We start from the raw sequence: 12,583 nt of genomic DNA, 5'->3' as shown, positions 1-12,583 counted from the left end.
TTTTTTACGCAAAAAAAGAATCCATATATGGTTGGATTCTTTGTACAGTCCCCCTGCTACGCTTCCTTTTTGAATTTTAAGCTAGCTTCAACAAAGGCTGAAAATAATTTTTGTGCAGGCTCATCTCCTGCTATAGCTAGTTCCTCGGGATGCCACTGAACAGCCAAGCAAAATGGCAACTCTTCATGAACAACTGCTTCGATAATGCCATCACTCGATTTTGCTGCTACTTTTAATTTCTCTGCTAATACATTAACTGCCTGATGATGAAATGAATTTACCGCTATTTTCTCTTGTTGTAAAATGGTCGCTAATAAATTCTCCTCCATAATTTGTACATAATGAGTAGCTACAGCTCGAGCAGATTGCTGTACATGCTTGAGCAGCTTAGTACTAAAATGGTCACTATCAATATCCTGAAATAAAGTACCACCTAGTGCTACATTTAGTATTTGAATGCCTCGGCAAATACCCAAAATAGGCATCTTTCGTGTGAATGCCGCTTCAATTAATGCTAACTCTACCGTATCTCTTGCTGGATGAATTTTCCCTAGTTTTGGTGCAGGCTCTGCCCCATACAGAAATGGATGCACGTCATAGCCTCCAGATAACAATAAACCATCTGTAAGGGATAGAATTTGTGTGGCATCCTCCTCTACGCCAAGTGGAATAATAAGCGGAATCCCACCTGCATCAATGATACTTTTACTGTAAGCAGCATTTAATCGAGAGGATAAATCATCTTCCACAAAGGCTGTAATGCCAATAATCGGTTTCACTTGCTTCCCTCCATATGCTTGAAGATTGAACAATTACCAAAAACCTAAATACCAATCGATTAATGAATCCCCATAAAAATAGACAATGATAGCGGCTAATGCAATAGAAGGTCCAAAAGGAATAGGTGTTTTTCTCCCCTGCTTGTTCTTCGTTAACACGACAAGCCCGACAATCATGCCGATAACTGCAGCTATAAATAATGTTAACAGTGTATGCATTGTACCAAGAACAAGTCCAATTAAAAAGAATAATTTAATATCGCCTCCACCCATGCCCCCGTTTGATATCACAGCAATACTATATAATATGCCGAAACCAACGACTGCACCTACAGCACAGTCCCACCAGGGTGTTAATGGCGACAATACTCGTCCAATAATAAGGAAGGGTAAAAAGAATAAAAGCACCTTATTCGGAATCAGCATATAGGCTATATCAGAAACAACAATGATGACTAATAATGAAATAAAAAATAGGGCTACTATAAACTCTATGCTCCAACCAAGCTGCCAATATGCAAAGGCAAACAATAATCCTGTTAATAATTCCATTACTGGATAAATCCAAGCTATTTTATTACCACAGCTCCGACATTTCCCCCCAAAAAACACATAAGATAAAACTGGCACTAAATCAAGCGCCGTCAGTTGCCTTTGACATTTAGTACAATGTGAAGGAGGTTGTACAATCGACTCCTTCTGTGGCACACGTAAGCCTACCACATTATAAAAAGAGCCAAAGACAAGCCCAAATAAAAATAGAAAGATTGTATAAGCCATTTCCAATTTTCTGTCCTCCTAAACTAATAGGCGCCCATACAGATGCAGTATGGAACGCCTATCAATGCAATTATTACTCTCCTTCGTAATAGAACGTCGTCACCTGGACGGTAGCTTGTAAAGTAAGATCCGTATCTTTTTCTAATTGATCCTGCTCTCCAGGCAATTTGAATTCGATAGTATCCGTTTTCATCACACGCTGTAATTGTTCAATTTCCTGTAAAAAGCTCTCTAGAGAATTAAAATCAAGCGCCCCAACCTCTAATATAAAAGTAATCAACTTTAAATTCGATGGTAAGGAATCCTTTGAAATAGATGAAATCGGTGAACTCGTAATCTTGTTATCCTGCTCACCATTAACCTCTTCTTCAGCTTGCTCCAACAGATTAAGGTCTTGCGATACATCTGATTGCGAAACAGCCGCATCATCATTTTGAACTGTTAATGACTTTATGCGTGTTCCTGTCACTTCCTCAATCTCAGCTAAATCTAGTATGATCTTTTCAACAGCTCTTGTTGTAGGTAGCTTCTGTCTTAACGCTAAAACATTGATAGTCGGCTGACCCTGCTCCTTGTCTAATTGAGCTAATTGTTCTTTTACACTAGAAATCTCTTGCTGTATCTGTGATACATGACTCTCTTTTGCTTCTACTTCATTTAATCTTGGTAATAATAAATAATAATAAAGCGCAAATAAAATAGAAACGATTAAAGTCAATAACAAGATAATAGATGAATTTTTACTACTCGTTAATTTATTCATGAGCGTCGTCCTCCAGCTAAATACATAAAGTCGATTGTCGCCGTAATGGACACTGAATAACGTGGTACTTCTTTAAATTTTTGTTCAGGCGTTAATTCCTTCTGTTCGCCAAGCTCTATATCAAAGTTTGACACTGTATTAATTTGTGCGTCTGTAAAAAAACTACTCATTAAAAGTCGCTCTACATATTTCGATATATCGGTCATCGTTTCAAAATCCACTTCAATATTAACTGTATTTTCCCCAAAAACGTAGCTACGCAAGTACGTTTGAGTTGGTAGTAAAGTTTTCGTTTCATCAATTAATGGGGTTACAGGATAAGAAACACCTTGAATATAGGCAACAGATTCCTCCAATGATCCCTGATCAACACTTTGTCTTACATCTAACTCTTGCTGTAATTGTTCAAGCTGTGTCGTTAATGTCTTTTCCTCAGCAGATAAACGTGACAAATCACTTTTAGCTGTAAAAAATATAAATAGTAAATAAGCTACTATTAGACCCACTATGACAATTATCAAGCTATAAAAAAGCTTTGGTGAAGTAGACCGTTTTTCAAGCTGTGGTAAGAGGTTTATATCTGGAACCATTAATGAACCTCCTTCAAAGCTAAGCCTAGCAATGTTGAAAATTCTTTTTTAAAATAAGGAAAGAACTTTTCAATTTTTGCTCCATCAACAATCATCAAAGGTGTCTCTAAATTAGAAGATAATAAGGTTCCTATTGATTTGAGTAACGGGTTATCACCAAGCATTATGATTTCATCTACTGTTTTTTCCCCTTTATGTAAAGAAAACTTAAAGAAATTCATCATCCGATCAATTTCTAAAACCTGATCCATGACGACCATCTGGTAATCTTCGGTTTCACCATTGTAGAGAAATTGGTAGCTAAATTCATCGACTTTTTTGCCCTGCCATTGTGCCATATCTGTTTCAATCGATTGATAACGTAAAAACTCAACCTGTCCGTTTGAAAAGATACTAATGGAAAGTTCATTGATAGACCAATCAGCAATTAAATATGTTTTATTAGGCACTAACATTGACATATGTTCTAACAAACGTATATTGCATAAGGCACGAATATCGGCCGCTTCAGGGTCCAAGGAGACATCTAACAGCATTCCTACTATTTTCGTAATTTCCTCTGAAGGTGCTGCAAATAATATCGCCTTGCCGTCCTCCGCATCGGGATCATAAACATCAATTAACGGGTCCTGAAAAGGTAAATGAATAGAATGGCCCAACTCCATTTCAGCATATCCTCGTAATTCCTGAGGTTTAACATCTTTAGGATGCTCGAAACTTTTTAATAAAACAGTTGTATCAGGCACAAACATACGAACAGCCTGTTTTTTTCCTGTCCACTTCACAACCTGTTCTTTAATAATTTCAAAAAGAGCCACCTCATCTATGATTGCTCCATTTTCAACGATATCAACTGGTAAAGGATATTCATAGCCATGCCATTGACTAGGCTCAGGTCCTTTCGCCACAATCGCACGTAGCACATAATCCTTCAGTTCAATCGATACATGCGACTTTCTCTTTCTCTTAAACATGTGAAAAGACCTCCTTTTCCTATTCAGTATAAATGATTTTATCAATTAGTCATCCATTCCCCAGCCAGAAACGCAAGAAAATTATCGTTTCTGAATGGGTTGGGAGGACTGATTATGGATTAGTAGGTGTAGTGGATTTTTTGGGAATATCTATTTTACCATCACTAGCATCACTTTTAACCTTTTGATTATCCTTTGTAATTTCATCTAATTTTGCATTAGTAAATGTAATTGTAAATTTACCTGCTTTAGCAGTACCACTGATAGTACTATTTTGCTTATTGATTTTAATATCGCTTTGTAATGTTCCCACGTTATCGAGATAACCTTCTTTAGTTAACGTGCCTAACTCAACTTCAGTTATTTCATTTGTACCTTCTGTTGGTGTATCAGTAAAATAGATATTTGCAGCATTTAATGCCATAATTGCATCAGATTTTGCTGCTTTGTAACGTGAGTTATCAATAATATTACCAATTGCAGGCACAGCGATTGCTGCGATAATTGCTAAAATAACAATTACAGCTAAAAGTTCAACTAATGTTAAACCCTTCTCATTTTTCAATAGTTTTTTATTTTTCCATTTTTTAAACATAGAGAATTCCTCCTTAGTAGTTTTATATGAAGTGTGAAAACACGGTCTTCTAATTCAATTTCTAAATAAGTTTTATATAATTAAAAATTACATATTTTCATATAGTTGGAACATTGGTAAGAATATAGCCGCAACAATTACTCCTACAACAAGAGCAAGTACTATAATCATTAAAGGTTCGATAAGTGACTTCATTGTATCGACGGCACGGTTTACTTCTTCCTCGTAAAAATCAGCAATTTTTTCAAGCATGTAATCCAAGGAGCCTGTTTTCTCACCAATTGCTGTCATTTGTGTAACAAGAGGTGGAAATAGCCAGCTTTTTTCAAGTGGCTCTGATAATGTGCCACCCTTTTCTAAATTATCGCGGGCCTCCAGCACTACTTTTCCCATAACTGGATTACCTCCGACTTTTTCAACAATCGTTAGGGCTTGTAAAATCGGCACCGAGCTACTAAAAAGAGTAGATAGAGTTCTCGTCATTCTCGCTATAATATCTTTTTGTAAAAGTTGGCCAAAGATAGGCATGCGGAGTAACAAAACATTAACCGTATAATGAAACTCTTTATTATTTTTATAAAAATAACGTGATCCCACTACTAACACTAATAGCCCTAAAATCACGAGATACCAAAACTGAATCAGCCAATCACTTATACCAACAACAATAACTGTAATTAGCGGCATTTCTAAGTCCATATCTTTAAATGCATCCATAAAGGTAGGCACAATAAAAACCATTAAAAACATGCCAACCACCAGCGTTAAAAGGGATAATATTGCTGGATAGGTCATTGCCGATTGAATTTTTTTCTTGATGTTATATTGCTTTTCTAGTGTGCTTGCCAGACGATCTAATGTGTCGTCAACGTTACCAGTAGCCTCTCCAGCACGCATCATATTGACAAAAAGCAAGGGAAACACTTTGGTATGTTTGCCTGCTGCATCTGAAAATGCCATCCCACTCCGAATATCCTCTTCAACTTGCATCAATGCTCGCTTTAGTGGTTTATTCCGTGTTTGCTCACCCAAAATACGCGTCGCTTCAACGACAGGGACACCAGCACGAATTAATGTCGCATACTGCCGACAATAAATAACAAACTCTTGGTGCTTCACTTTTGTACCAATGGCAATGTCCTTATGTAAAATGCTATTTGATTCTTGAAGCTCTCGCGCATTTATTCCTTGTGCACGAAGCTTCTCCATAGCAATTTTTTTATTTGGGGCTTCAATAATGCCCTTTTTAGGTGCTCCTGTTTTGGTGCGACCACTATAACGAAATACAGTCAACTATAATCACCAGCGTTCATGTATGGCCGTGCATCTTCTAGCGAGATCTTACCTGTGGTAATCAGGTGCTGCATCGAAGATTCTAATGTGTGCATGCCCAATGCTTTACTTGTCTGCATTACGCTTGGAATTTGGTGAATTTTTTCATTGCGAATTAAATTCGAAATGGCAGGAGCTTGTACTAAAATTTCTGTCGCAGCAATGCGCCCTTTTACATCTTTACGAATAAATAAACGCTGTGAAACAATACCTTGCAGTACATTCGCAAGCTGTACTCGAATTTGACTTTGCTGATGCGGTGGAAATACATCAATAATACGGTCGATTGTAGTTGGTGCACTACTTGTATGAAGTGTTGCCATTACTAAATGCCCTGTTTCAGCAGCCGTGATAGCCGTTGAAATCGTTTCATAATCTCGCATCTCCCCAACTAAAATAATATCTGGGTCTTGACGCAATGATGCTCGTAAACCATTCGCAAAACTCATTGTATCGACACCAACCTCACGCTGATTGATGATAGACTTTTTATGAGTATGCAAGTATTCAATTGGATCCTCTAACGTAATAATATGTTTTGATCTTGTCTCGTTGATATAATCAATCATTGCTGCTAATGTAGTTGATTTACCTGAGCCTGTTGGACCAGTTACTAAAATTAAACCTTGTGGTTTTTCCGCAAGCTTATATAACACTTGTGGCATATTAAGTGCTTCAATAGAAGGAATTTTAGCTTCAATTAAACGAGCCGCTATTGTCACTTCATTTCGCTGATGATAGGCATTTACACGGAATCGACATTTCCCAGGCAATGAAAAGTTAAAGTCAGTTTCTCCCTTTTCCTCAAACTCCTGTTGTTTATGTACAGGAAGAATGGCATTTACCATTCCCTTTAATTCTTCAGAATCTAATGGATCTGCACCGTAATGTTCCAACTGCCCATGAATACGATATACTGGCGGAATACCTTTTGTTAAATGAAGATCCGATGCTTTTTCTTCAAACGCACGTGTTAATAATTCAACGATTGAATAAGATGTCATTTTTATCACCCCTAATCTACACTTGCAACACGTAAAATTTCTGATGTTGTTGTTTGACCTGCTACAACCTTTAATAGTCCATCTACTAATAGGGTGTGATAGCCTTTGTCATTCATATAATCCCGAAGAACCAAATCACCTTCTCGATTTAAAATCATGTCCTTCACTTTTCGATCCACTGGAAGGATTTCATGAATCGCCATACGTCCTCGATAGCCTGTATGATTACATGCAGGACAACCACGCCCCCTTTTACCTTGGGTAACACCTTCCAGCCCATTTTCCTCTAGTATTTCTAATTCACGTGAGGTGAATACATATGGTTCAGCACAATCACGACAAACTTTACGTACAAGTCGTTGAGCCATAATGCCTACAAGTGAGGAAGATAGTAGAAATGGTTCAATGCCCATATCATGTAAACGTGAGATGGATTCTACTGCACTATTAGTATGCAGCGTACTTAACACTAAATGTCCTGTAAGTGAAGCACGTATAGCAATTTGCGCTGTTTCAAGATCACGAACTTCCCCTACCATCACAATGTCAGGGTCCTGTCGTAAAATCGAACGTAACCCTACCGCAAACGTTAAGCCAACCTCTTCCTTTACTTGGATCTGATTGATGCCATCTAATTGGTATTCCACAGGATCCTCAACCGTAATAATGTTGACGCCTTCCTCATTTAAATGCGAAAGAGCTGCATATAACGTAGAGGATTTACCAGAACCCGTAGGTCCAGTAATAAGCATCATGCCGTTGGGACGGCTTATCATTTTCCTGAATAGTACTTCATTCGTAGCACTAAAGCCTAATTTCTCAATATCATTGGACGAATTGGTTAAATCTAAAATACGCATAACAACTTTTTCTCCAAAGACAGTCGGTAATGTGGCTAATCGTATATCAACTGGCCTAAAATTGACATTCGTTTTTATACGCCCATCTTGTGGAATACGATTTTCTGTAATATTTAAATTGCCCATTATTTTAATCCGAGCCAATACTACGTTTTGCATATGCTTGGGCAATGACCTCTCTGTACGAAGTACTCCATCTACTCTGTAGCGCACACGTAGCTCTGTTTCTTGTGGATCAAAATGAATATCACTGGCTCTTTGTGCTACACCATTGGCAATAATTTGATTTACTAAACGAACAATGGGTGAATCTTCATTCTCAATCTCGTCTTGCGTTTCAGTACTAGTTGCCGCTAAATCTAACATTGCAGCATCCATCGACTCCTGCAAATCATAATATTTGGTAATTGTACGATATAGATCATCTTTTGCAGCAATGCTTGTTTCAATCTGACAGCCTGTCGTCATACGGACTTCTTCGATAGCAAAATAATCCATCGGGTCTTCCATCGCAATAAACAATTTATTTTTCTCTTTGCGGATAGGCATAATATTTGTCCGCTTTGCCAACTCAGCAGGAATTAATTGCAATAATTCAGGGCTGATTGAAAATTGATTTAAGCTAATATGAGGGATACCAAGCTGAAATTCTAAAACTTCAATGAGTTGTTGCTCCGTTAAGACGTTTTCTTTAATGAGAAAATCACCTAGTTTCTCATTTTTCAACTTAGTAGTCAGTGCATACTCTAGCTGTTCTGCTGTAATAACGCCTGATTCAACAAGTAAATCCCCTAAACGTTTACGACCTGGCTTCATCGCCATAAAAATACCTCCAATCATTATGGACTTGTTTGTACAAAATTACCGCCCTTGTCATAATAACCATAGACAATTTCTGGTCCATCTTCTTGCTCAGATTCTTCAGGTGTTGAAGGTTTTATATCAGGTAAGCCGTTGCCATCTAAATCTATCTCTAAATCAGGATCTGCTATACTTTGCCCTGCGTTTTTTGTTGGTGGAGTGACTGTAATAGGCTCCTGCGATGAACGTGTCACAATCCGATTTTGAGGCGCATAGTAATCTCTGCTAATAAACTGTTCTTCCATTGCACCGTTCTCTACAATGGAACGATAAACTTCAACTCTCACCCCTTCTTTCCCCTCTTGTTCCACACGCTCTTGACCAGCCTTTAAATCTTCTGAATAACGGTAAATAGTTCGTGGCTTAACGATTTTATCTTTACTGATACGAACCGTTATATCTTTGTCTTTTACTGCTGTAAATATTTCTATTTTTAATTGATTGCCCTCAATTGTAGCTTGCATTTTGCCAAGCTGATTAGAACGATTAATAAATTGTAAGTCTTTCGCTAATGCAGCATTGACATCCGCTTCAATCCCCAGTTGTAAATAGTTGGGCTTTGTTTGTTGAGAATGTCTTTCTAGAACTTCATACTCTGTCTGAAGAATTACACTATAGAGGATGGAAGCTACAAAATCTAAACCTGTATCATTCGCAGCTCCAGCCTGTTCCCCTAAAAGTGAAAGCAAGGAGAATGACTGGTTCGGTACAAGTGTGACGTCATTTAATAAAGGGATTAGTTTTGCAACCCCTTGACTATCTGTCGGTACATCCGCAATTTGAAAGGCAATCCTTTCTTGCATTTGCAAAGCAGCAGCATTGATTACTGCTTCAACCTCATGTTCTTTCAAATAACTTGCTTGTACTATTATTTTTTGAAGCGTTTTATCAGTATCCAAAATGCCCATTTCATCTAGTTCCTGAATAACAGTGTCGCTGGCAGTTACAGGAATGGGGATATGTACAATTTTTTCATTTTTCCAAAAGGCATACCATGGTTTTTTTGTCAGCAGTTCAAACTGTGATATGGCTGTAGTAGTATCAAAAATTAATTGTTTCGGGTCAATGGTCTTAGAGATATTAGCACTTTTAACATTTATTTCTGTTTGCTGCCAGTCTTTAATTGCTTTTTCCACAGTTGGTAATAAATTTGCACTATTAACACCCCCGACTTTTATACCTCCAATTGTTGAACTTTTTGTCTCATCACTAGCAAAAACTTTCCCATTTATTATAAAATTAGGTAGACAGACTACAGCTAGTATAAATATTCCAATCAATAATACAGTAATGGTTATAATTTTTTTCATCTGTCAATCCCCCTTAACCATCGTAATTTATTGGTTTGCAACTTTATGCTCATCCAGATACTAGAATACTATATTTACTACTACATTACACTACTAAAAACCTAATTTATTTTAAATAACCCCTTCAAAATATATAAAAATTTCACGATTTAGACTAGTTTATCTCTTATATAATGTTATATTATCGTTATGAATACTTTATTACTAGTCGATTAGAATCACGCTTTTTGAACTACTCTTTTCATAATACATAATTCACTAAATAACCATTTGGTTCTTTTGACACAAAAAACTTATAAGGGGCGATATTATTGCAAAAAAATTTTAAAAATGAAGGTGGCTTTTCATTAATTGAAGTCGTTGCTTCTTTAATTCTAATTACAATAATATTGCTTTCATTTTTCGGATTATTTATTCAATCTAACAAAACTTCCAAAACTTCTAGCACAATCGTAGATTCTACCTATCTTGCTCAAAATGAAATGGAAAATATATTTAGAGAAATCAAAGGCAGAACAGAAGAACAACTAGCTAGACAATTACTCTATACAAGTACAGAAAATCCTCAATATATTAGTTGTAGTAAAAATAGTAAATTTTCAACTATTTGGAGCTATGAAAAACAGATGGAAGATAGACGGTTTATTCTAACCATTAAGCGCCATTGTCAATATGAATATCTAGATACTATTGTTATCGAAGTTTATGAGAACGATGTACTCAAAAGCAAGATGGAAAATATATATAGTAGGAAGTGAATACATGAGGTTCATAAAAAATAACAGAGGTTTTACACTCGTGGAAGTACTTGCTGTTATCTTAATTTTAAGCATTGTTTCAACAATTCTTTTTAGTATACTTTCGTCTAGCAAAGAAACTAATAAAAAACAACTTGAAAATAATGAACAGCTATCCGAGTTGTCTTATGTTTTAAAGCTCATTACGAAAGATATGAGAAAAACCATTACGTATGATCCTAATAATTCAACATTAAAAAACAGAGATGGTTCTATTCAATACACATATATCTTTGATGCTGAAAAAAATACGATTACTCGTAACAACGAGGTTATTGCAACTCATATACACTCATTTTCCTTAACAAGTATTGGCGACTCTATTTCCATTAATATTGAAAGTATTAACGAACACACAATCTCTACACAACTATCTTTTAGGAGTGGTGACGGTGCAAAAGATGAAAAAAAATCTACTAAATGATGAAGGCTTTTCATTTTTATTAGTTTTTTTAACCATTGTATTAGTGACGATTTTAGGTCTAGGTTTACTTGCTGTATCTTCAAATTCCTTAAAACTCTCTAAACATGAGCGAGAAGATCAATCCATTTATTACATTGCTGAGGCAGGTGTAAATTATGAAAAAGCAATTTTATTAGAAAAAGCGAATGAAGCTTATCAAAGTGCAAAAGCAGAATACGATCGTTTACCAATTCAACAGAAAAAGTATGAAAAATTTGTAGAATTATATGAAGAGAATATTAAAAGCATAATAGAACCACTATTAAATAACGAAAACATTATAAATAATTTTGAAGAACAACTAGGAATGCAACCTATTGCCAGGATTACCCTAAAACAGGATTTAGATACGAATCTTCGATATTGGATAACTTCTATCGGTACATATGGAGAATCGCCTTCACAAAAAAGAGAACTACAGCAAAGTGTAGACTTTGTTCTTGATGCCGAAACAACTAATAATAACGGTGGGGATGATGAGGAAAATTTAAATACTGCTACCCCTGAATTTGCAGTACAAACTAAAGGCAATATTAAGCTAACAGGTGGGGCATCCATAAAGGGAGATGTAGCTACTGACATCGGTATAATTTCATTGGATGGTGGTTCATCTATTTCTGGTACTGTAGGTGCTTCAAGTGATCATTTCCAATATCCATCTTGGATGGGGGATTTATCAAGCAAACTTACGCAAAGTAGGAAATATCCTGGTTCAAGTATCCTGCCTTTATTTCCATTAGAGAAAATGCAACAATTATCAAAATTACCTGTTCCTCCAAATCAAGAAGTCATCAAAGATCCACACAACAAAACCTTCATTATTAATAATGGACATTTTTTAGCTGATAATTGGATGACTAATAACTATACTTTACAGTTAAATGGTGATACACATTTCAAACAGTTCAAAGTGGATCAAAATAATACGTTGACTATAAATGTAGGAGATACAGATAAAAATTTATATATCGAAGATTTTAATATACTACAGGGGCATATTAAAATTGTAGGAACAGGAAAGTTAAATGTATATATTAATAATACTTTTAATCTAAAAGGATCTTTAAACAGGAACGGTAATGCTAATCAAATAAATTTATATTATAACGGAGCATCAGCTATCACAATTGCAGGAGAAACACAAAGCGCTGCCTCTCTTTATTCTAAGCAAGCCAATTTAACATTCACAGGGGGGATAGGATTAACGGGGAATATATATGCAGGAGCAACTAAGGTTACTTTTAATGGTGGTTCAAACTCAAATGGTCAACATATTATTGCACCAAATGCTTCTGTCATTTTAGAAGGCGGCGCTCACATTAAAGGAGCTATTATTTCTGATAATTTACTAGCTAATGGAGGTACCTCCGTTACATTTACAGAAGGCACAATCCAACCACCCTCTTCAGGACATACAGAAATTGGCGATCCTATCACTTTAATAAAAGAAAATGAATTAGTAGAACAATAGAAAA

13 protein-coding genes are annotated in these 12,583 nt (G+C 36.1%); 3 read left to right on the top strand and 10 right to left on the bottom strand.

The window, feature by feature from the left end:
* Positions 1-56: 56 nt before the first annotated feature.
* The 10 genes from AC6BKE_RS13075 to AC6BKE_RS13030 all read right to left on the bottom strand — a co-directional run bounded on the left by AC6BKE_RS13075 (position 57) and on the right by AC6BKE_RS13030 (position 9,848).
* Positions 57-779: a gamma-glutamyl-gamma-aminobutyrate hydrolase family protein gene (locus tag AC6BKE_RS13075; protein WP_036128080.1), complete on the bottom strand. Its 723-nt coding sequence runs from the start codon at positions 777-779 to the stop codon at positions 57-59.
* 33 nt (positions 780-812) lie between these two features.
* Positions 813-1,565: a prepilin peptidase gene (locus tag AC6BKE_RS13070; RefSeq protein ID WP_036128085.1), complete on the bottom strand. Its 753-nt coding sequence runs from the start codon at positions 1,563-1,565 to the stop codon at positions 813-815.
* 67 nt (positions 1,566-1,632) lie between these two features.
* Positions 1,633-2,322: a hypothetical protein gene (locus AC6BKE_RS13065; RefSeq protein ID WP_089932054.1), complete on the bottom strand. Its 690-nt coding sequence runs from the start codon at positions 2,320-2,322 to the stop codon at positions 1,633-1,635.
* On the bottom strand, positions 2,319-2,912 hold the full coding sequence (locus AC6BKE_RS13060; RefSeq protein WP_089932053.1) for a PilN domain-containing protein: 594 nt from the start codon (positions 2,910-2,912) through the stop codon (positions 2,319-2,321). The genes AC6BKE_RS13065 and AC6BKE_RS13060 overlap by 4 nt, the downstream gene beginning before the upstream one ends.
* Complete coding sequence (gene pilM, locus AC6BKE_RS13055; RefSeq protein WP_499856900.1) at positions 2,912-3,886, bottom strand: type IV pilus biogenesis protein PilM; 975 nt, start codon at positions 3,884-3,886, stop codon at positions 2,912-2,914. The genes AC6BKE_RS13060 and pilM overlap by 1 nt, the downstream gene beginning before the upstream one ends.
* Positions 3,887-3,998: 112 nt before the next feature.
* On the bottom strand, positions 3,999-4,481 hold the full coding sequence (locus tag AC6BKE_RS13050) for a prepilin-type N-terminal cleavage/methylation domain-containing protein (RefSeq protein WP_499856899.1): 483 nt from the start codon (positions 4,479-4,481) through the stop codon (positions 3,999-4,001).
* Positions 4,482-4,568: 87 nt separating this feature from the next.
* Positions 4,569-5,774: a type II secretion system F family protein gene (locus AC6BKE_RS13045; protein ID WP_089932049.1), complete on the bottom strand. Its 1,206-nt coding sequence runs from the start codon at positions 5,772-5,774 to the stop codon at positions 4,569-4,571.
* Positions 5,771-6,817: a type IV pilus twitching motility protein PilT gene (locus AC6BKE_RS13040; RefSeq protein ID WP_089932048.1), complete on the bottom strand. Its 1,047-nt coding sequence runs from the start codon at positions 6,815-6,817 to the stop codon at positions 5,771-5,773. Before AC6BKE_RS13040 ends, AC6BKE_RS13045 begins: the two co-directional genes overlap by 4 nt.
* Positions 6,818-6,828: 11 nt before the next feature.
* Positions 6,829-8,499, bottom strand: coding sequence for a GspE/PulE family protein (locus AC6BKE_RS13035; protein WP_244504801.1), 1,671 nt, complete (start codon positions 8,497-8,499; stop codon positions 6,829-6,831).
* A 17-nt stretch (positions 8,500-8,516) separates the two neighbouring features.
* Positions 8,517-9,848, bottom strand: a complete 1,332-nt coding sequence (locus AC6BKE_RS13030) for a G5 domain-containing protein (RefSeq protein WP_499856898.1) — start codon at positions 9,846-9,848, stop codon at positions 8,517-8,519.
* 311 nt (positions 9,849-10,159) lie between these two features.
* On the opposite strand from AC6BKE_RS13030, the gene AC6BKE_RS13025 reads away from it, so the two are divergent.
* Genes AC6BKE_RS13025 through AC6BKE_RS13015 form a run of 3 tightly spaced genes read left to right on the top strand, consistent with a single transcriptional unit; the run spans position 10,160 to position 12,579 of the window.
* Positions 10,160-10,606 (top strand): prepilin-type N-terminal cleavage/methylation domain-containing protein, encoded by a 447-nt coding sequence (locus AC6BKE_RS13025; protein WP_058843953.1) that lies wholly within the window; start codon positions 10,160-10,162, stop codon positions 10,604-10,606.
* A gap of 4 nt (positions 10,607-10,610) precedes the next feature.
* Positions 10,611-11,069 carry a PulJ/GspJ family protein gene (locus AC6BKE_RS13020; RefSeq protein ID WP_499856897.1) on the top strand — a complete coding sequence of 153 codons (459 nt, stop codon included), beginning with the start codon at positions 10,611-10,613 and terminating at the stop codon, positions 11,067-11,069.
* Entirely contained in the window at positions 11,047-12,579 is a 1,533-nt protein-coding gene (locus AC6BKE_RS13015) for a DUF7305 domain-containing protein (RefSeq protein ID WP_419185198.1), read from the top strand. Before AC6BKE_RS13020 ends, AC6BKE_RS13015 begins: the two co-directional genes overlap by 23 nt.
* The last annotated feature ends 4 nt before the right edge of the window (positions 12,580-12,583 follow it).

This window comes from Lysinibacillus sp. COL-1, from assembly GCF_059814265.1.
This window is presented reverse-complemented; position numbering and strand designations above follow the sequence as displayed.

Coding starts and splice junctions, on each gene's coding strand:
- AC6BKE_RS13065 (WP_089932054.1), bottom strand. CDS start 2,322: ATGAATAAATTAACGAGTAGTAAAAATTCATCTATTATCTTGTTATTG.
- AC6BKE_RS13060 (WP_089932053.1), bottom strand. CDS start 2,912: ATGGTTCCAGATATAAACCTCTTACCACAGCTTGAAAAACGGTCTACT.
- pilM (WP_499856900.1), bottom strand. CDS start 3,886: ATGTTTAAGAGAAAGAGAAAGTCGCATGTATCGATTGAACTGAAGGAT.
- AC6BKE_RS13050 (WP_499856899.1), bottom strand. CDS start 4,481: ATGTTTAAAAAATGGAAAAATAAAAAACTATTGAAAAATGAGAAGGGT.
- AC6BKE_RS13040 (WP_089932048.1), bottom strand. CDS start 6,817: ATGACATCTTATTCAATCGTTGAATTATTAACACGTGCGTTTGAAGAA.
- AC6BKE_RS13035 (WP_244504801.1), bottom strand. CDS start 8,499: ATGGCGATGAAGCCAGGTCGTAAACGTTTAGGGGATTTACTTGTTGAA.
- AC6BKE_RS13030 (WP_499856898.1), bottom strand. CDS start 9,848: ATGAAAAAAATTATAACCATTACTGTATTATTGATTGGAATATTTATA.
- AC6BKE_RS13020 (WP_499856897.1), top strand. CDS start 10,611: ATGAGGTTCATAAAAAATAACAGAGGTTTTACACTCGTGGAAGTACTT.
- AC6BKE_RS13015 (WP_419185198.1), top strand. CDS start 11,047: ATGAAAAAAAATCTACTAAATGATGAAGGCTTTTCATTTTTATTAGTT.